The 19,788-nt window shown below is 55.7% G+C and carries 18 protein-coding genes and 1 pseudogene; 8 read left to right on the forward strand and 11 right to left on the reverse strand.

What is annotated here, in order from left to right; all coding sequences use genetic code 11:
• Window positions 1–253 precede the first annotated feature (253 nt).
• Together B7L15_RS06075 and B7L15_RS06080 are read left to right on the forward strand one after the other, a co-directional pair.
• Entirely contained in the window at window positions 254–1,054 is an 801-nt protein-coding gene (locus B7L15_RS06075; RefSeq protein ID WP_085918114.1) for a YbfB/YjiJ family MFS transporter, read from the forward strand.
• A gap of 28 nt (window positions 1,055–1,082) precedes the next feature.
• Window positions 1,083–1,416: pseudogene (locus tag B7L15_RS06080) on the forward strand (IS66 family transposase); the annotation flags it as partial.
• A 362-nt stretch (window positions 1,417–1,778) separates the two neighbouring features.
• On the opposite strand, the gene B7L15_RS06085 reads toward B7L15_RS06080, so the two are convergent.
• The 4 genes from B7L15_RS06085 to guaB all read right to left on the reverse strand — a co-directional run bounded on the left by B7L15_RS06085 (window position 1,779) and on the right by guaB (window position 7,623).
• Entirely contained in the window at window positions 1,779–3,257 is a 1,479-nt protein-coding gene (locus B7L15_RS06085; RefSeq protein WP_085918115.1) for a hypothetical protein, read from the reverse strand.
• Window positions 3,247–4,287 (reverse strand): protein kinase domain-containing protein, encoded by a 1,041-nt coding sequence (locus B7L15_RS06090; protein WP_085918116.1) that lies wholly within the window; start codon window positions 4,285–4,287, stop codon window positions 3,247–3,249. Before B7L15_RS06090 ends, B7L15_RS06085 begins: the two co-directional genes overlap by 11 nt.
• 199 nt (window positions 4,288–4,486) lie before the next feature.
• Entirely contained in the window at window positions 4,487–6,064 is a 1,578-nt protein-coding gene (guaA, locus tag B7L15_RS06095) for a glutamine-hydrolyzing GMP synthase (protein WP_085918117.1), read from the reverse strand.
• 89 nt (window positions 6,065–6,153) lie between these two features.
• Window positions 6,154–7,623 (reverse strand): IMP dehydrogenase, encoded by a 1,470-nt coding sequence (gene guaB / locus B7L15_RS06100; RefSeq protein WP_085918118.1) that lies wholly within the window; start codon window positions 7,621–7,623, stop codon window positions 6,154–6,156.
• Window positions 7,624–7,793: 170 nt separating this feature from the next.
• On the opposite strand from guaB, the gene B7L15_RS06105 reads away from it, so the two are divergent.
• Together B7L15_RS06105 and xseA are read left to right on the forward strand one after the other, a co-directional pair.
• Entirely contained in the window at window positions 7,794–8,387 is a 594-nt protein-coding gene (locus B7L15_RS06105; RefSeq protein WP_254902858.1) for a DsbA family oxidoreductase, read from the forward strand.
• A 3-nt stretch (window positions 8,388–8,390) separates the two neighbouring features.
• Entirely contained in the window at window positions 8,391–9,734 is a 1,344-nt protein-coding gene (gene xseA, locus B7L15_RS06110) for an exodeoxyribonuclease VII large subunit (protein ID WP_085918120.1), read from the forward strand.
• A 38-nt stretch (window positions 9,735–9,772) separates the two neighbouring features.
• On the opposite strand, the gene B7L15_RS19530 is transcribed toward xseA, so the two are convergent.
• Window positions 9,773–9,925 carry a hypothetical protein gene (locus B7L15_RS19530; RefSeq protein ID WP_176243645.1) on the reverse strand — a complete coding sequence of 51 codons (153 nt, stop codon included), beginning with the start codon at window positions 9,923–9,925 and terminating at the stop codon, window positions 9,773–9,775.
• A 355-nt stretch (window positions 9,926–10,280) separates the two neighbouring features.
• On the opposite strand from B7L15_RS19530, the gene B7L15_RS06115 reads away from it, so the two are divergent.
• Complete coding sequence (locus B7L15_RS06115) at window positions 10,281–11,135, forward strand: SDR family oxidoreductase (RefSeq protein WP_085918121.1); 855 nt, start codon at window positions 10,281–10,283, stop codon at window positions 11,133–11,135.
• Here B7L15_RS06115 and argA read toward each other — a convergent pair.
• The 3 genes from argA to B7L15_RS06130 all read right to left on the reverse strand — a co-directional run bounded on the left by argA (window position 11,132) and on the right by B7L15_RS06130 (window position 14,610).
• On the reverse strand, window positions 11,132–12,448 hold the full coding sequence (argA, locus tag B7L15_RS06120) for an amino-acid N-acetyltransferase (RefSeq protein WP_085918122.1): 1,317 nt from the start codon (window positions 12,446–12,448) through the stop codon (window positions 11,132–11,134). The two genes, B7L15_RS06115 and argA, sit on opposite strands and share 4 nt — an antisense overlap.
• 170 nt (window positions 12,449–12,618) lie before the next feature.
• A complete protein-coding gene (locus B7L15_RS06125) occupies window positions 12,619–13,884 on the reverse strand; it encodes an inorganic phosphate transporter (RefSeq protein ID WP_085918123.1) in 1,266 nt (421 codons plus the stop codon).
• Window positions 13,885–13,929: 45 nt separating this feature from the next.
• Window positions 13,930–14,610: a TIGR00153 family protein gene (locus B7L15_RS06130; protein WP_085918124.1), complete on the reverse strand. Its 681-nt coding sequence runs from the start codon at window positions 14,608–14,610 to the stop codon at window positions 13,930–13,932.
• Window positions 14,611–14,746: 136 nt separating this feature from the next.
• On the opposite strand from B7L15_RS06130, the gene B7L15_RS06135 reads away from it, so the two are divergent.
• Together B7L15_RS06135 and B7L15_RS06140 are read left to right on the forward strand one after the other, a co-directional pair.
• A complete protein-coding gene (locus tag B7L15_RS06135) occupies window positions 14,747–15,634 on the forward strand; it encodes a CYTH domain-containing protein (protein ID WP_085918125.1) in 888 nt (295 codons plus the stop codon).
• A gap of 28 nt (window positions 15,635–15,662) precedes the next feature.
• On the forward strand, window positions 15,663–16,601 hold the full coding sequence (locus B7L15_RS06140) for an ion transporter (RefSeq protein ID WP_085918126.1): 939 nt from the start codon (window positions 15,663–15,665) through the stop codon (window positions 16,599–16,601).
• Between the two features lie 47 nt (window positions 16,602–16,648).
• On the opposite strand, the gene B7L15_RS06145 is transcribed toward B7L15_RS06140, so the two are convergent.
• The 3 genes from B7L15_RS06145 to B7L15_RS06155 all read right to left on the reverse strand — a co-directional run bounded on the left by B7L15_RS06145 (window position 16,649) and on the right by B7L15_RS06155 (window position 19,263).
• Window positions 16,649–17,425, reverse strand: coding sequence for a 5'-nucleotidase, lipoprotein e(P4) family (locus B7L15_RS06145; protein WP_085918127.1), 777 nt, complete (start codon window positions 17,423–17,425; stop codon window positions 16,649–16,651).
• Between the two features lie 245 nt (window positions 17,426–17,670).
• Complete coding sequence (locus B7L15_RS06150; protein WP_085918128.1) at window positions 17,671–18,294, reverse strand: L-threonylcarbamoyladenylate synthase; 624 nt, start codon at window positions 18,292–18,294, stop codon at window positions 17,671–17,673.
• A gap of 48 nt (window positions 18,295–18,342) precedes the next feature.
• On the reverse strand, window positions 18,343–19,263 hold the full coding sequence (locus tag B7L15_RS06155) for a PHP domain-containing protein (protein WP_085918129.1): 921 nt from the start codon (window positions 19,261–19,263) through the stop codon (window positions 18,343–18,345).
• Window positions 19,264–19,395: 132 nt separating this feature from the next.
• Between B7L15_RS06155 and B7L15_RS06160 the strand changes: the two genes are divergently transcribed.
• Complete coding sequence (locus B7L15_RS06160; protein ID WP_085918130.1) at window positions 19,396–19,695, forward strand: YciI family protein; 300 nt, start codon at window positions 19,396–19,398, stop codon at window positions 19,693–19,695.
• Window positions 19,696–19,788: the final 93 nt, after the last annotated feature.

Consider the following 19,788-nt stretch of genomic DNA (forward strand, 5'->3'; position numbering starts at 1 on the left):
GGCTCAAGCTCATCAAAGTAGGCGCGGTCATCATCCGCAATACGCGTCGAATCCGCGTACTCATGAGTGACAGCTACCCCTATAAAACGGCGCTATCCGATCTCGTCAGGCGGTTGGTGCCGAACTGACTGCTCGGGCGCCCCCGGCCCGACGCAATGGGGGGAAGGGGGAGGTGTGTCTGAACGACGAAAAGTGGTTAAAAAGTAGCCGATGTAAGTCGAGCCAGTAGGTGTTTAGCGGTGTTACAGCCTGAGTGCGGTACTGGCTGAGGTACTATGAGAAATCCGGGCTAGGACTGTTCTATGCAGGTTCAGGACTAGGCATTGCTCTTTCCGGTATCTCTGTACCCTGGATTTTATCCCAATGGGGTGAGTCCGCTTGGCCAGGCGCTTGGATAGTTTTGGCAATCATATCGAGCGTATTGATGTTGGGGATGTTCTATGGAGTTCGAAATCTGCCGGAACATCGGACATTCCAACACACTAAGTCTCCAATACTAGCTATGAAGTGGATTATTGCAGGCTACTGTCTATTCGGTGCAGGTTATATTACTTACATGACTTTCATGATTGCGTGGATCCAATCACATGATGAAGGTCCAATTTTTCAGGCTCTATTTTGGATCATTCTTGGCCTTGGTGTAGCAATATTTCCTTGGCTATGGTCCGGAGTATTAAAGTCCCAACACCATGGCCGAGCCTTCGCTATTTTAAATGGACTAACGATGGCGGGAGCTGCTCTGCCCCTAGCCTTTAGCACTTGGCCTATCTTGCTTATTTCAGCAGCAGTTTTTGGGAGTTCCTTTTTTGCAGTTGTCGCGTCGACAACTGCTTACGTGCGACGTAACTGTCCTCCATCCTCTTGGGCATCGGGTATCGGCGCAATGACATTGGCGTTCAGTATTGGCCAGACCTTTGGCCCCACCTTCACAGGTTGGCTGAGTGATCTAACCGGAAATTTATCAGCAGGGTTGTTGGCTTCGGTTTTTCTTTTAATTGCCGCTTCTTTGTTAGGATTGCTGCAATCAGATTTAAATCCTGGATTCATAAAGTAACTGCCAACGGTGATTTTCAACCCAGTTACCCAAAAGTGCGCTAGGGAAAGCCCTGCACTACCTGGATCACCACTGGCTCCGCCTGACCCGATTCCTCGACGATGGCCTGATCCCGCTGGACAACAACTTAGCCGAGAATGCCATACGCCCGTTCGTCGTCGGTCGCAAAAATTGGCTCTTCAGCCACACGCCGAGTGGCGCCCACGCCAGCGCTGCGATCTACAGCCTGACCGAAACCACCAAAGCCAATGGCCTCTCGCCTTACGACTACTTGCAGTACGTCTTCACGACACTGTCCACACTCAATGATGATAAACTAAGCACGCTGGCCCTGGCAGTGGAAAGAGACCTTACCGGTCTAAGCAAAGCCTGCCTAGATGGGGTTGGTGACGCGCTTACTTATGAAACTGCTCCACTTAGAATACTCTCACTGGATTTCGCGGTAGCTGACTTTTTTATATTGCAAATACTAGCTGATTAAAAACTTCAATATTAGCTTATATCACATGAATTAAAGCTATCACTAGGGTCAGTGAAATAGAAGTGAGAGGTTATATTTACTAATTGTTCAAATTTCGATACCATTCCCTTGCTTGAGCAACTTCGGAGACCGAAAAATTAATCTCAAGAATCATATGGCTTCAACGGATGGCGGCCCAGCTTGTGGCAACACAGTCGGCCACCATTTCTTTATAATAATTGCCTACAATTCTTTAAAAGACCATCACCATTCAACTAAAAGTTCAAGCATACGTTTCTTTTTAGCAGTAGCTTCAACCGAGCTTCTTAATTTAGCATAAAGATCATTATTATGATGCTTAACATTTTGAGAATAAAAGTGCTCAGCAATACCAACTGCTCGTTCATCTTTTCTCTTTTTAAAGAACTCTATTGCGGACTCATAAAGCTCGGCACCTTTACATTCCTCACCAATTTTAAACATCATCAAACCTGAAGTAGCTACATAAATTCCCTTTGCACTTTCCTCCCTAGCCTCTGCTTTTTTGGCTAATAGCTTAAAATCAGACTCAATTCCATGAAAATTATTTTGCAACAACTTAGCAACAATCAAGTTGTTTAAAGCGCCAAAACTCATTTGCGTCTTAGGCTTTTTATAATATAACGATTCAGTGACAAACGTTGGGTCTTTTAAACCAATCAAACTCATATAACCAGCATCAACCATTGAAGCATCTGAGAATGGTTGAAAAGAATGAAACTCTACCAGCTTATCCCTACAGCGTGAAAAATCGCCAGACACATAATATTTATTAGCATCATTTTCAATTGACGAATCAGGAAGCGAAGGCTCTTCATCAATCGAAAACCCATGCTTTTGCTTTAACCATCCATACTGTGACAAAGCATTTTCAGAGGGGACTAAAAGGGAGGCTTGGAACATTTTCTTTGCTTTTTTTAGGTTTCCATTTTCGAATTCTATAGTACCTAAACTTGCAGCCAAGTCAGAAACTCTACCCATATCACCTGAAAAATTTTTTAAAATTTTCTTTCCATCATTCACCCTCGCGCTAGGTAGCTCAAAAGAATTAGCAATTGAAATATGAGCACTAGTTAGTAAAGGATTATTTCTTGAATCCTCACTGCGATTCAAGACCCAAAGAGCTTCTTCGGGATTATCTTTATGTACCAAAAATCTCGCAAATGACCTAGCTACAAAAGGAATATATTTATTCAAACTCCATGCGGTTTTCAAACACTTATAAGCCTTTTCATCTTCCCCCTTAACTGTATAGTAAAAAGCCATATCCACCCATGAAAAAACATCTCTTGGGTTTCTTTTTAAAAAACCTCTCACATTCCTTATACTCAAGTCTGTCATATTAGACTCTAACGCATACAATCCTGTTCCTTTAACTTCTTCACTTGAGTTAATGAATGACTTCACTCCAGGAGCAAGCATATTATAATTATCTAAAAGAAAAGATAAAGTTGACAAATAACCGGCATCTTCATACATGCCATTCATGAACAATGCTACATTAAGCTCAACTGCATTAAAAACAGTTCTTTTTTTATCCCACTCTTTCCTGGCCTCTTCTAGCCAAGGGTCATGTGCATTAGTGCTATTAATTGCAACATTTTTCTTTTTTAGCGTTGGATACTGCAGAGACAAGGCTTTTCTTGAAGCATGCCATCTTGGTATTAGTTGACGCTTTTCCATAAGAAGAAAGTTATTTGACATTATTTATAAGCCCCTCAATATAAAAAAGCCTAATTACAGTTGCCATCTTGCTTGTATATCTTCTTGCATTTAGCTTCATGGGCCGCGCTATAAACTTAGGAGCTCCACGTTTTTCATAATCAGGATAACACATTTCCCCCACAATACCTGTCACCTCTTCAGCAATTTTATTGCCGAAAATATTTTCACATGCTCCATAAAACTCTTCCATCAATATTGAAAATGAAGATATATGTATTACCAAAGACTCTCTATAATCTCGCTGAAAGACATTTGGAGAAATTTTTTCAGACTCATTTGCTAAAGCAGCAGTTAATGAAACCCCCATGACTGTTTGGTATACCAAGCTTCCAATAGCATATATATCGGTAAGATACCTATCACTAAACTCTTTTACTGTTATCCCGTACCTAACTTCAAGAGGCGCGTACCTATAATCGCCCGGAAAAGGCATATTAATAAATGGCGATTTACCTTGAATATCTGTAACCCTACCCAAGTCTCCAATTTTACTTTGGTTCTTAGGGAAATGGAGTACGTTTGATGGTTTGATGTCTTGGTGAGCAATGCCTGCACGATGTAATTGTTCAGCAGCAATGCATATATGGTGCATTGCTTTAAAAAAAGAAAACCAATCATCATGTTGTTTTTGAAGATAAACTTCTCTAAGGTCGCCTTCAGCTTTTTTAAAAACTATATAGAAAACTCTATTCAATGGAGCTTGGAATTGATTATTAACAAGTTCACCTGCCGATAACGGCACTACTACCTTACTCATTTTTTCATCTTTGCAGTATGCTAATATATTTCTCTCAAACAAGTACTCGTTAATTAATGCTTGAATATCTTCAAGGCTGCCGCCCATTACTCGGGTAAGATCCATCGCCTTCATAAAAGCGATATCTCCATTTTGACTCTCTACTAAATAGCGTGTACAGAAATTCCCTCCTGATGTTTGACTAGTCGTAATCATTTCTACCACGTTCCAGCCGCACGGCGTGCTTTTTCCAACAAGGCTTGTAGATGGCATAGTTACTCCTAGAAGAATGAAAAAGCTAAAAAATCCCTAAATTAATATTTCATATACAGCATTTTTTTGACCGATAGCGATCACAACTCATACCTTACATATGAAGAGCATCCATGTAATTAAAAATATGTATTACCAAAAAAAAGCCATCCAACTTTGGGATGGCCTTGTACCTAGAATGCTCCATTCCTAGCAATATTCACTCCCACTCAATAGTAGCAGGCGGCTTGCTGCTCACATCATAGGTCACCCGCGACACCCCTTCCAGCTCATTGATAATCCGGTTGGATACCTTCTCCAGCAGTTCATAGGGCAGGTGCGCCCAGCGGGCGGTCATGAAGTCGATGGTTTCGACCGCGCGTAGCGCGATGACCCATTCGTAGCGGCGACCGTCGCCGACCACGCCGACTGACTTGACCGGCAGGAACACGGCAAACGCCTGGCTGGTTTTTTCGTACCAGCCTGAATTGCGCAACTCTTCGATGAAGATGGCATCGGCTTCGCGGAGGATGTCGGCGTACTCTTTTTTGACCTCGCCGAGGATGCGCACGCCTAGGCCCGGCCCCGGGAAGGGGTGGCGGTAGACCATGTCGTAGGGCAGGCCGAGCTCCAGGCCGAGTTTGCGCACTTCATCCTTGAACAGCTCGCGCAGCGGCTCGACCAGCTTGAGCTTCATGGTTTCCGGCAGGCCACCCACGTTGTGGTGGGATTTGATCACGTGGGCCTTGCCGGTTTTGCTGGCGGCAGATTCGATCACGTCCGGGTAGATGGTGCCCTGGGCGAGGAAGTCCACATCCTCGATTTTACTGGCTTCATCATCGAACACGTCGATGAAGGTGTTGCCGATGATCTTGCGCTTGATCTCGGGGTCGTTTTCGCCCTTGAGCTTGTCGAGGAACAGGTCTTCGGCGTCCACACGGATGACCTTCACGCCCATGTGCTTGGCGAAGGTTTCCATGACCTGGTCGCCTTCCGCCTTGCGCAGCAGGCCGTTGTCCACGAACACGCAGGTCAGTTGGGTGCCAATCGCCTTGTGCAGCAGCGCGGCGACGACAGACGAATCCACACCGCCGGAGAGGCCGAGCAGCACGTGGCGGTCGCCGACCTGTTCGCGAACGCGCTGCACCTGGTCTTCGATGATCTGCGCGGGCGTCCACAGCTTTTCGGCTTTACAGATATCCAGCACGAAGTGCTCGAGAATGCGCTGGCCCTGCAGCGTGTGGGTCACTTCCGGGTGGAACTGCACGCCGTAGAACTGTTTCTCTTCCCAGGCCATGGCGGCAATCGGGCAGCTGGGTGTGGAAGCGGTCACAGTGAAGGTGTCCGGCGCCTGGGCGACTTTATCGCCGTGGCTCATCCATACATCCAGCAACGCTTTGCCGGTCTCGTGGTCGACGTGGTCCTTGATGTCGTTGAACAGCGCCGTAGGTTCGTCCAGACGGATCTGGGCGTAGCCGAATTCGCGCTGGTTGGAGCCTTCCACCTTGCCGCCCAGTTGCTCGGCCATGGTCTGCATGCCGTAGCAGATACCAAAGACCGGCAGGCCCATGTCAAACACGCACTGCGGCGCACGCGGGGAATCCAGCTCGGTGACGGATTCCGGCCCACCGGCCATGATGATGCCGTTGGGGTTGTACTCGCGAATCTCTTCTTCGGTGATATCGAAAGCGCGAACTTCGGAGTACACACCGATTTCGCGAACCCGGCGGGCGATCAACTGGGTGTACTGGGAGCCGAAGTCGAGAATCAGGATCTTGTGGGCGTGAATGTCACTCATGGCGGTATCTCGTTAAGCGGGGCGGGGCCACGGTAAGGCCAAAAAGCAAGCGGCGAGCCATGCCCGCCGCTATTGAACTAAAGCGCTGGTTAGCTCACCCGGTAGTTGGGCGCTTCTTTGGTGATCTGCACGTTGTGGACGTGGGATTCGTTAAAGCCAGCGCCGGTGATTTTCACGAACTCAGGCTTGGTGCGCATCTCTTGAATGGTGCTGCAGCCGGTGTAACCCATGGAGGCACGCAGGCCGCCCATCAGCTGGTGGACGATGGCGCCCATCACGCCTTTGTAAGGTACGCGGCCTTCGATGCCTTCCGGCACCAGCTTTTCGGCACCTTCGGCTTTATCCTGGAAGTAGCGGTCGGCACTGCCCTGATTCTCGGACATGGCACCCATGGAGCCCATGCCGCGGTAGGCTTTGTAGGTACGGCCCTGGTAAAGCTCCACTTCGCCCGGAGCTTCTTCGGTACCGGCCAGCAGGCCACCCACCATCACCGCGCTTGCGCCGGCGGCAATGGCTTTTGAAAGGTCGCCGGAGAAGCGGATGCCGCCGTCGGCAATCAGCGGAATGTCGAACTCTTTGAGCGCTTCTGCCACGTTGGAGACGGCGGTGATTTGCGGTACACCCACGCCTGTAACGATCCGCGTGGTGCAGATAGAACCGGGGCCGATACCCACTTTCACCGCATCGGCACCCGCTTCGGCCAGCGCCTTGGCGGCGGCGGCGGTGGCGATGTTGCCGCCAATCACCTGGATGGCCGGGAAGTGTTCCTTGATCCAGCGAACGCGGTCAATCACGCCTTCGGAGTGACCGTGGGCGGTATCCACCACGATCACATCAACACCGGCTTCGGCCAGCGCCGCGATGCGGTCCGGGGTTTCCGGACCGGTGCCGACGGCCGCGCCGACCAGCAGGCGGCCGTCGCTGTCTTTGGCGGCCATCGGGTAGGTGCGGGCTTTTTCGATGTCCTGGAAGGTCACCAGACCGCGCAGGTGGAAGGCGTCGTCAACGATCAGCATCTTTTCGATGCGGTGTTCGCGCATCTTGGCTTTGCTTTCTTCAAGCTGGGTGCCTTCCGGCACGGTGACCAACCGATCGCGGGGGGTCATGATGTCGGCCACGCTGTCGCCGTGGTTGGGCTGGAAGCGCATGTCGCGCTCGGTCACAATACCCACCAGGGTTTCGCCTTCGACCACCGGGAAACCGGAGAAGCCGTACTCGCGCGCCATGGCGAGCAGGTCTTCAAGCTTGGCTTTGGGGCTGACGGTAATCGGGTCTTTAACGATCACGCTTTCGTGCTTCTTCACCTTGCGCACTTCAGCGGCCTGCTGCGACATGGTCATGCTTTTATGAATGATACCAATGCCACCTTCCTGCGCCATGGCAATCGCCAGTCGCGCTTCGGTCACCGTGTCCATCGCGGCGGAGACAAGCGGAATATTAAGCGAGAGATTGCGGGTCAGGCGGGTTTTAAGGTTAACATTCTTGGGGAGAACGTCCGAATAACCGGGCAGGAGGAGTACGTCGTCGAACGTAAGTGCTTCTTGAGCCATACGTAGCATAGCGGCAACACCCAATTTGAAGTGGAAGACGGGGCGTGAAAAGTTAATCCCCCATTATAACGGGTAGAGGGCCATCCCAGCAATGCAGAGACGCCATTACGCTTATACCAATGGATAATGACGATTGATGGTAGCCTGACAGCCGATTCATTTACCGACCCAAGGGGTGCGTGTTGACCCAGCAAATCATTGTTTACAGCGATTACGTCTGCCCCTTCTGCCTGCTGGCCGAAGAGGTGCTTGCCGAGGCCACCAAAGGCCTGGACGTCGACATCCAATGGCGCCCGTTCGAGCTGCGCCCGGCGCCGGTGCCCACCTTGAAGGTCGAAGACCCGTACCTGCCCAAGGTGTGGCGCGAGGCGGTCTACCCCATGGCTGAAAAACTGGGCGTGCCCATCAAGCTGCCCAATATTTCGCCGCAGCCGCGCACCGACAAGGCCTTTGAAGTCTTCGCCATGGCGGAAGAACACGGCCTGGGCCACGCCTATTCGATGGCAACGTTGAAGGCGTTCTTCCAGCAGGAACGCGATATTGGCGACCCGGACGTGCTGGCCGACATTGCCGACTCCGTCGGTCTGGAGCGCCAGGCGGTGCTCGATGCGCTTGCCGAGGGCCGCTACCGCGAGCAGCACCAGGCGGCGCTGCGCCACGCCATGGAAGAAGCGCGCATTCAGTCGGTGCCCACCTTGATCATCGACGGTGAAACCATCCAGGGCGTCCCCGACCCGGCGGCGCTGAAACACTTCCTCACCGAGCGCGCTTAACCTATGTCCTCTGCCACGCCCCAGGCGCTTTCCGTCAGTCAGCTCAATCAGCGCGCCAAGCAGACGCTCGAACGTGACGTGGGCGAGGTGTGGGTAGAGGGTGAGCTTTCCAACGTCTCACGCCCGGCGTCCGGGCATGTTTACTTCACCTTGAAGGACGACCGGGCGCAGATTCGCTGTGCATTGTTTCGTCAGCGGGCGCGGTTTGTGTCGGCGCCGATGCGCGATGGTGACCAGGTCAAGCTGCGCGGGCGGGTGTCGCTGTTCGAGCCCCGCGGCGATTACCAACTGATTGCCGAGGCCGTTCAGGCAGCGGGGCTGGGCGAACTGCTGGCGGCGTTCGAACGCTTAAAAGCCCAGCTCGACGGTGAAGGCGTGTTTGCCAACGCCCGCCCCCTGCCCTTTCCGCCGCGCAAGCTGTTGATTTTAAGCTCGGCGACGGGCGCGGCGATTCGTGACGTATTGGCGGTGTTGGCCGCCCGCTGGCCGCTGGCGGATGTCACGCTGATTCCGGTGCCGGTACAGGGGGCCGAGGCGGCGCCTGCGATGATATCGGCACTGGCCCTGCTCAATCGCCAGGCGCGGCTGGACCCGGAACGCGATGCCATCCTGATCACCCGCGGCGGCGGCAGTCTGGAAGATTTGTGGGCGTTCAATAACGAGCACCTGGCGCGGGCGATTTTTCACTCCCGGCTGCCGGTGATGTCGGCGGTGGGTCACGAGGTGGATATCACCCTGGCAGACTTTGCCGCCGACATCCGCGCGCCCACGCCTTCCGCCGCGGCCGAGCGCCTGGTGCCGGACCAGCACACCCTCAAGCGCCAGCTTGAGCACCATGAAAACCGATTGATGCGGGCCATGCAGGCGCGCCTGGAGCGGGACAGCCAGCGGCTGGATACCCTGCGCGCCAAACTGCGCCATCCCGGCGAGCAGCTCAATCGCCAGCGCCAGCATTTAACCGCGCTCTACCAACGCTTGAGCCGCGCCATGCAGCAAACGCTCACCCAGCAGAAAGCGCAGGTATCGCAATTGAGCAGGCGCCTGGCCAGCCAGGATATGGCACGTTTGCACCGCGTGGAAAGCGAGCGGGTCAGTCAGCTTCAGCGCCGCTTGAGCGCGGCCATGCAGCGCCAGCTGGAAAGCCGCCAGGCGCGGTTAACCAGCGCCGCCCGAGAGTTGAATGCCATCAGCCCGCTCGCGGTATTGGGCCGGGGCTACGCCATCGCCCAGGACGAGCAGGGTCAGATCGTGCGGCGTGCGGACGATACCTCGCCGGGGCAAAAACTCAAACTGCGTCTGTGCGAAGGCCAACTCAGCGTGGAGGTAAAACGGCGCTACAAGGGGTAGCGCCGCGATGGCTGAGTTGACGGGATCAACCTGGCTTACTACTTGTCTTTTTGCCTGTCCTTGCCCGGTTTCTGGGGCGAGTCTTCGGACTCAGGGTTTACATGATGCGTATCCGGCATCGGATTGGCTTCACTGTAGTGTTCGTCCTGAGGTTTGGGTGATTTCTCGTCTTTCCTGTCGGGATGAGACATAACGCGTACTCCTTACGGTTAATGGTGCTCGGCATTACGTTGCCTGTCTTCACTGTAGTGCGTCACGCGTAACTTGCAATTAAGCACCTCTCGCCCACCCATCCCCTTCGAATTAAAAAACAATTTAAAAACAATGCCATATAAGAATCATGGTATTCAGCAGGGTGATTAGCAAACTAAATAAGGCACATCGACTGTCACTATCGTCGTGGATTCCGGCTTACGCCATGCTGTAGATGCCCCGGTTTGCCCCTACTGGCGAGCCGGGTCTACATTAAAAAACGGGTGCCCAAGGAGGCTGGCACCTGCTGCATCTTACTTTTTGATGTTTGTGCCAACAAAGGAGTGACCGCACATGAGCAATCAGCAACAACCCCCTCAGCATCAAGCTAAACAGCCGGGCGACGAACACATCATGCACCCGGAACCCGAGTTTATTCGCGAAAGCTACCGAGGTGCCGACAAGCTGCTGGATAAAGTGGCAATCATTACCGGCGGCGACAGCGGTATTGGCCGCGCGGTGGCAGTGCACTATGCACGCGAAGGCGCCGACAGCGTGATCGTGCATTTGAAGGAAACCCAAGATGCCAAAGAAACCCAACGACTGGTTGAGGCTGAAGGCCGTCGCTGCCTGGTTGTGAAAGGAGACGTAGGAGCTCCCAGCTTCTGCCGTGAGATTGTGAAGCGCGCCCTGAAAGAATTCGGCAAGCTCAATATCGTCGTCAATAACGCGGCTGAGCAGTACGACTGGCGCGATATTACCGAGATCCCCGACGACCAGTTGCAGCGTACCTTTCAAACTAACCTGTTCAGCCACTTTTATATGACCAAGGCCGCGCTACCCCACATGAGCGAGGGCGATACGATCATCGCCACCTCGTCGATCAACGCCTTCAAGGGCAACGACACGCTGATCGACTACACCGCCACCAAAGGGGCGATTCAGGGCCTGGTGCGCTCGCTTGCCATGTCGCTGATGGACCGCGGCATTCGGGTCAACGCCGTTGCCCCCGGGCCGGTATGGACGCCGCTGATTCCCGCCAGCTTCGACGACGATAAAGTCGCCTCCTTTGGCGGCCAAGTGCCGATGAAGCGCGCTGGCCAGCCCAGCGAAATGGGGCCTGCCTATGTGTATCTGGCAAGCGAAGAGTCGTCCTACATGACGGGACAAACAATGCATCTGAACGGCGGTGTGATCCTCAATACCTAACCCGCCAGCGTTTTGACCAGCACCTTGGATTTACGCGCGTGGTTGTAGGTTTCACGCTTCAGCGTCGGCAGCTCTTCAAGGCTGGCGGCGCGGAAGCCCCGCTCCACAAACCAGTGCGCCGTGTGGGTGGTCAGCACAAACATCTCCTGCACCGCGCGCTGGCGGGCACGGCGCTCCAGCGCCTCGACCAGACGCTCACCGCGTTCGCCACCGCGGTAATTGGTATGCACCGCTACGCAGGCCAGTTCGGCCACGCCCGTATCAGGGAAGACATGCAGCGCCGCGCAACCGATCACCATGCCGTCGCGCTCGATGACCATGTAGTCATCGATTTCATGCTCCAGCCGCTCGCGGGAGCGTGCCACCAGCATGCCCCTGTTCTCCAGCGGCTCCAGCAGCTCCAACAGGCCCGCCACATCGTTGAGCGTGGCCGGGCGCAGCTGTTCATAGCGGTGCTGGGTAATCATGGTACCCACACCGTCGCGGGTGAAGAGCTCTCCCAGCAAGGCATCGTGATTGCGCCAGGAAAGCAGGTGAGTGCGGGCCACGCCTTCCCGCGCGGCGGTACAGGCGGCATTGAGATGGCGGGCCAGTTCACTGCCCGGCGCGGCATGCTGGATGCGCGGCTCGGCATCGGCGGGAGACAGCTGGCGCAGCAGTGCACCCTGCTCGTCTTCCAGACCTTCGGACTCGCCCAGCAGAATCAGCTTGTCGGCATTGAGCGCCACCGCGGCATGTTGGGCCACTTCGGAAGCATCCAGATCGAATACCTCGCCGGTGCTGGAAAACCCCAGCGGCGGCAACAGTACCAGCGAGCCTTTTTCCAGCAACCCTTCAATGGCGCTGGCGCGCACGCGACGCACCTCGCCGCTGTGGTCGAAATCCACCCCTTCGCGCACGCCCAACGGTTTGGCGGTCACCAGGTTGCCGGAAATCACGCTTAGCTCCACGCCATGCAGCGGCGTACTGGGCAGGCCCAGCGAAAGCCGCGCCTCCAGCCACAGGCGCTGATGGGCAGCCACCTGTTCCACATGCGCCATAACCGCGCGATCGGCGACCCAGCGGCCGTTGAGACGCGTCGGTTCAACCCCCGCCGCACTCAGCGCCTCGTGCACCTGGGGGCGAATGCCAAACACCACCACCAGTCGCACGCCCAGCGTATGCAGCAGCGCCAGGTCCTGGATCAGTTGCTCCCCTCGGCCAGACGCCATGGCTTCGCCTTCGATCAAGATGACAAAGGTTCGCCCCCGGTGCGCATTGATATAGGGGGAGGCATTACGAAACCAGTCGACAAAGGGGAAGCGTGTATCCAAGGGGCCGCTCTCCGGCAGCAGGTGAATGGAAGAACTATGGTTAATAACTACGGTTACTTTACCAGAGCACAAAAAATAGCGGCACCTTCTAATGCACTTATGCATAAAGAAGATGCCGCTTTGGGGTACCAGGCGTTGGCGTGCCGGGTCAGTTGTACTGCCCTCGCCGCTTAACCGAACATACCCTTGAACATAAAGAAGAACAGAATGGAGAGCGCCGCGCCTGCAGGCAGCGTAATCAACCACGACATGGCGATCGTACCGATCACCCGCAGGTTGAGCGCCGTCATGCCGCGCGCCAGGCCAACCCCCAGAATGGCACCAACCAGGGTATGGGTGGTGGAAATCGGCAAGCCGGTGCCTGACGCAAGCACGACGGTGGTGGCCGCCGCCAGGGTCGCGGCAAAGCCGCGGCTCGGCGTCAGCTCGGTGATGCCTGTACCCACGGTGGCAATCACTTTATGACCGTAGGTCACCAGACCGGCCACGATACCGCCACCGCCTAGTACCAGTACCCACCAGGGGACCAGCGCCGAGCCGCCAATCTCACCACCGGTTTGCACCACGCTGATCACCGCCGCCAGCGGGCCAACCGCGTTGGCCACGTCGTTAGAGCCGTGCGCAAAGGCCATGGCGCAGGCGGTGAAGATCATCAACACACCAAAAGCGCGCTCCACGTTGGCATAGCCAAAGTGATCATCGCTGCTTTCTACGTACTTCACACGGCGTTCCATCAAGACACCGACACCGGCGAGCAACCCGCCCAGGATCAACGAGATCACCAGGCTCTGGCCAAACGAAAGATTCAGGCCAACGTGTTTCAGGCCCTTGGTCATGGTGACCATGGAGACGACAAAGCCTACCAGGAACACATAGGCGGGCAGATAACGCTTGGCGGCTGCCAGTGGGTTGCGGTCTTCAAACACCAGGTGATGGACCGACTTAAACAGCACGAAACCGGCCGTACCGGCCAATAGCGGCGACACCAGCCAACTCGCGGCGATACTACCGACCGCCCCCCAGTCGACGGCCTCGGCCCCCAGGCCTGCCACTGCAAAGCCGACAATCGCACCCACAATCGAGTGAGTGGTCGAAACCGGCCACCCCTTCATCGAGGCAACCAACAGCCAGGTGGCCGCTGCCAGCAGCGCCGACAACATGCCGTACACCAGCAGTTGTGGTTCCCCCTGCAGCAGTTCAGGATCGATAATGCCCTTGCGGATGGTATTGGTGACTTCGCCGCCCGCAAGCCAGGCACCTAGAAACTCAAACACAATGGCAATCAGGATTGCCTGTTTGATGGTGATGGCCTTGGAGCCGACCGAGGTACCCATGGCGTTGGCCACGTCGTTGGCCCCCACGCCCCAGGCCATGAAAAAGCCGAAAAGACAGGCCAGGATGATAAAAATATCACCGTGCTGAGCAATGATCTGCATAACGCTTCCCTTGGTTGGGATCAGGTATTAGGTTTGGATCACAAATTAGTTGGCGGTCATGATCTGCAGGCGGCTACCGACCCGTTCGGCGCGGTCGGAAAGTTCGCCTACCCAATCAATGATCTGGTAGAGGAAGACCACATCGACCGGCGGTAGCTCGCTTTCCAGACTGAACAACTGACGGCGGATCGCGACTTGCTGACCATCGGCCTGGTGCTCAAGGGTATGCAGTTCGCGGATCATGTTGTGCATGACATCCGATACATTGCGCCCAAAGCCTGACTCCAACAGGTCCTTGAGTTCTTCCAGCGCCTGGCGGGCTTGCGCCACACAGGCCACGCTGGTGCGGATATAGTCACGCATGGGGTCAGCCAACTCGTCAGGCACGGTCATTTTACGGCCCAGCATAATGCCGGTAATGTCGCGTGCTTTATTGGCAATCTTGTCCTGTACGCTGATCAGGTCGAGCAGATCGGAGCGCGAAACAGGCAAGAACATGGTGTTAGGCAGGTTCAGACGTAACTCGGTCTTGAGTACGTCGGCATCGTGTTCTAAACGGGTGACGTTTTCACGCAGTTGCGCAGCGCTCTCCCAATCGCCTGCCAGCGTCGCTTCGAAGAAGGGCAGGAGTTGATCGGCACATTCGTTTGCCTTGACGATGTGAGCGAGCAGCGGCTGGAATGGCGAGCGGCCAAACATCGAGGAAAAAGGGTTGGAAGTAACCATAAAGCCTTTACGCCTTTTTTCGGGAAGCCGGGAAATGGCGGCAATAGTATAGAGAGTGCGTCTGCCGCCGTCATGAAAAGTTCATAATGTCATTAAAATTTAACCTAAATGTCATAGTATAGAGGTGGCAATTGTCATGAAACCCTCAGAGCCAACCGAGATTGAACTGAAGCTTGCCCTGGCCCCCGAGGGGCCGGTGGCCCTGCGCCAGTACCCCCTGTTGCAGACCCTGACACCCAGTCGGCAAACCCTGACCAACACCTATTACGACACCCCTGGGGGAGCACTTGACCAGGCGCGCATCGCGGTGCGTCTGCGTCAGGTGGACGATCAGGTGCTGCAGACCGTCAAGACCGCCGGCCACGGCGGCGGCGGGTTTTCGCAACGCCATGAGTGGGAATGGCCGCTGACGACACGCCACCTGGATACCCAAGGGCTTGCCGAGCTCCCGCCGTTTCAGGGCGCCCTGGGCGAGGCAATTCCCACGCTGCAGCCTCAGCTGAGCACCGATTTTGAACGGTGGAGCTGGCAGGTGATGTGGCAGGACAGCCATATCGAACTGGCACTGGATGAAGGCAGGATTCACAGCGGTGGGCATCAGGCGATCATCTGCGAAGCGGAACTCGAGCTTAAACACGGCGCGCCCGAGGCACTCTGGTCGCTGGCCCAGGCGATCGCCGAACGCGTTCCCCTGCGCCCTTCAGACACCAGCAAGGCCGCCCGTGGCAACGCCCTCGCCGCCCAGCAATGGCCGCTTCCCGACGCTGACTCCCCTGCGCAATGGATGCACCGGGCAACGCTGGCGCTTGATGCCTACCACGACAGCCACCGCGCCGAGCACTTGGCGGCAGCTCAGGAGGCACTTGCCATGCTGGCCGCCGATCCGATGCTCACCGACCAGGCCCGTGATGACGCGAACGCCATGCGCGATGCGCTGGGAAGCACCGGCCAGCCAAGCGTGACGTATGCCAAGGCCGCACTGGCCCTTGCCCATCGCATGGCGCATCAAACCGCGCTACGCTAGCGCTCACAGCCTTTTTCAGGACGGCCTGATGAATCTTTCATTAAAACCTGGCGCAGAGGGACTTCGCGCGCAGCTTTTCCACATCATTTTCGAGTCCGATACGCCGGGTGCCAAAGCCTTTGACATTGGCTTGATTCTGGCGATCCTGCTCAGCGTCGGGGTCATATTACTGGATAGCGTTGAGGCCTATGCCGAGCGCTACGGCATGCTTTTTTATGTCCTGGAGTGGATATTCACCATCCTGTTCAGCATCGAGCTGGTGCTGCGCCTTTACTGCCTTGAGCGCCCCACGCTCTACCTGAAAAGCTTTTACGGTATTGTCGATCTGATCGCCATCCTGCCCACCTGGCTGGTATTGCTGATACCCGGCGCCCACGGTCTGGTGATTGTGCGAATCCTGCGGGTATTGCGTATCTTCCGCATTCTGCGGTTGATGGAGTTTGTCGGTGAAGCGCGGCTGCTGATCGATGCGTTAAAGCGCAGCCTGCGCCAGATCCTGCTGTTCTTCTTCAGCATTTTCATGGTGGTCACGCTGTTTGCGGCGCTAATGTATGTGATCGAATCGCCAGAAGCCGGTTTTACCAGTATTCCCATGTCGATCTACTGGGCGATCGTCAGCATGACCACGGTAGGCTACGGCGACATCGTGCCGGCAACGCCGTTAGGCAAATCCATCACCGTGGTGCTGATGCTGCTCGGTTACTCGATCATCGCCGTGCCCACCGGGGTGTTCTCCGCCCAGGTCATACGTTCGATCCGCGAGGATCGCTACTCTGAAGAAGCCTGCCCAGGTTGCGGCCACGAGCGCCACGAAAAGCGCGCCTACTATTGCCTGCGCTGCGGCACCTGGCTGGATGAACACAGTGAAGACCCGCGCAAGAAAGAGGAAGAAAAGAAAGAAGAAAAGAAGAAAGACGACAACGGCGACGACACAGATAAAAACGCGCCCCAGGATAGTGACACCTGAGGCGCGCGGCGCTTCTTGCTTATCAAATGGCGTGATTATTTAACCCATCACTCCACTTCGTGCGGAGCGTCCCAAGCGTTCAGCTCGGCCTCGCTCCAGTCCCCGTAAGTGGCGTTGGGGAAAACAATCCAGTCATTGCCAAAACGGTCGACATTTTCGTTGACCAGCGTACGCTGCTCCTCAAGGTTCGCTTCGGCAAACTCACCGGCGAAGTCATGCAGCGTGTCGCCGAGTTGCAGCACCACCGTGTGCCCGTCCTCAACCTCGGCACGACGCTCCGACTTGGGTGGCCCCAACAGTTTCACGCTGTCTTCAGAGACCTGAGGAAGTCCCAACGTTTCGAGCGTGGCCAGTGTATCGGCTTTATTTTCCTGGTAGCGATCAGAGACATAGTAGATCGCCACGTCGTGCTCATCAGCGAACTCCAGGAAGTCTTTTGCCCCGGGAATCAAACGTGGATTCCCTTCGCGCTCCCAGTGCTTCCAGGTATCCCAGGTGGTGAAGTCATGGCAAGCTTGCATGTCACGCACCAGCAAGGCGCTATTATCCAACACTGTTTCGTCAAGATCGGTAATGATCGCCAGGTCAGCATCGTCACCATGGGCTTCGATCTGCTCTTCCAGACGATAGGTGGCCAACTCGAACCCCTGACGCTGCAGGGCAATGGCTTCGGCGGACTGCTGTTGAAAACGCAGTCCCATGGCGTATTCAGCCTGGGCGCAACCCGTATCTTCGTTCGCCACTGCCTGCCCCGCGAGCGGCAGACTCGCCAAGCTTGCCAGGGCCGCCAGGGTGGCCACATTGCGGTAACGCGATAGTGTCATTAGGCAATCTCCTTTTGTCGGCAATCCTGAAGCAGCAAGCATCCCCCCACCGCTTGGATTGCCTTCGTTATCGATAGAATGCATTGATACCGTATTTTATTTTTATTAATCATTCAAATAATATTAAAAGACACAAAATAGCTTTATGCGGTATCTCGGATCTCAGTGATCGGCAAAAAAAAACCCCCAGTCAATGGGGGCTCGATTCACAAGAATTCAGTCAGAGCAGTCAAGTTTATAACCGGTTAAACGGTAAAGGGCGTGACATCCCCGCGGCCTTCGCGGACGATCTTGGGCGGCAGTTCGCGCAGATCGATGACGCTGGTGGGGTCCAGGTGGCAGGCGCCACCGTCAATGATCAGGTCCAGGTGTGCCCCAAAGCGCTCGCGGATATCCTCGGCGTCGCTCATTGGCAGGTCCTCGCCGACGGGAATCAGGGTGACGCTCATCAGCGGCTCGCCCAGTGCATCCAGGAGCGCGTGGGTGATGCGGTGGTCGGGCACGCGAACACCGATAGAACGCCGTTTGGGGTGCAGCAGCAGGCGCGGCACTTCGGTACTGGCGTCTAGAATGAAGGTGTAGGGGCCAGGCGTATGCGCCTTGAGCAGCCGGAACACGTCGTTATCGACCTTGGCGTAGGTGCCGATCTGCGACAGGTCCGAGCACACCAGGGTGAAGTTGTGCTTGTCGTCCAGCGAGCGCAGCCATTTGATTTTCTCGATGGCTTTTTTCTCGCCCAGGTGGCAACCCAGCGCGTAGCCGGAATCGGTGGGGTACGCCACCACGCCGCCTTTGCGAATAATCTCGATGGCTTGGTCGATCAGGCGTTTTTGCGGATTCTCGGGATGAATCTGAAAGTATTGGCTCATGGCGTACTCCTGCCTGTGGATATTAGTGGTCCTACCGCCTACCTTAGCTTATGCAGCGGCGAGAGGCCCAGCCGGTGCGTCCTGCAGGTGGCGTAAACGCGGATGCTGCCAGATAGGCGGCGCTGCGGTTCGCGGTATCATGCTCATGCTGCCAGGGGCGGCGTGGCTGCCGGGAAAGTGAAAGTCACTGCCCATCGAGGCGTATAACTCGCGTTCGACCAGTTGGCGCGCCAGATCCCGGGTGCTGTCCGGATTTTGCTGGCCGCTGACCAGTTCCACCGCCTGGCCGCCGGCTGCCTGAAAGGTATCCATCAACAGGCCACGCTTGCGCCGGGTCAGGCCGTGTCGCAGCGGATGAGCCAGCACCGCCACGCCGCCTGAGGCGACAACCCAGCCCACCGCGTCGCTGATTTCCGGCCAGTGGGCCTTTACATCGCCTTTCTTGCCGCTGCCCAAAAAGCGCTTAAAGGCGCTGGCCCAATCGGCCACCATGCCGTCTGCCACCAGGGCCCGGGCAAAGTCGGGGCGGCCTAGTGGCCGGTCGCTACCGGCCTGCTCGCGGGCCTTGGCCAGGGCGTCAGTCAGACCGGCCTTTTCAAGCCGCTCGGCAATCACCTCGGCGCGTTTGATACGCGCCTCACGCTGATGGATCAACCCTTCCACCAGCGGGCCCTGGAGGCCGCCCGGCATCAGCGCCACCATGTGAATATTGATACCCTGCCAGCGAGTGGATAACTCACAGCCGGGCAGCAGGCACATACCTGTGGATGCCGCCGCCTGGCCCGCCTCCACCACGCCATCCATGGTATCGTGGTCGGTCAACGCCATGTGGGTAAGCCCACGTTCGGCGCACAGCGTGACGAGTTGCGTCGGCGTCAAGGCACCGTCGGATGCCGTCGAATGCATATGCAAATCAACGGGGTAACGCTGGTCGGTCTCAAACGTGGCAGGAAGTCGGAGCATAGGCATGACGCCGTGTGGCGAGTTTGTCAGAATAAGGCTTAGGTTGATGCGATATGGTGCTCGCTTATACCGGTCCGGTCAATTGAAGCCGTGGTTACCTACCTTTTTGTTCCTTCTTTCATTCAAGGAGTTATGCACATGCTATATGCCATCATCAGTGAAGATACGGCTAACAGTCTGGAACGCCGCCTGGCCGCCCGGCCTGACCATTTAGCGCGGCTGGAAGCCTTGCGCGACGAAGGGCGCCTGGTGCTCGCAGGCCCCCACCCGGCCATTGATGCCAATGACCCTGGCGAAGCGGGCTTCAGCGGCAGCCTGGTGATTGCAGAGTTCGGCAGCCTGGAAGACGCCAAAAGCTGGGCCGATGCCGACCCCTACGTCATTGCCGGTGTTTATTCCCAGGTGACCGTCAAGCCGTTCAAGAAAGTTTTACCTTGACCCTGGCGAGTGAATATGGAGGGTCCGTCGGCTTTTTCACAGAGGCTGTGGAAAACTCTGTGAAAACACGGCGGACGCATTTCCCTAAGCCAG

This window comes from Halomonas sp. CSM-2 (assembly GCF_002119345.1).
Classification (GTDB): Bacteria; Pseudomonadota; Gammaproteobacteria; order Pseudomonadales; family Halomonadaceae; genus Vreelandella; species Vreelandella janggokensis.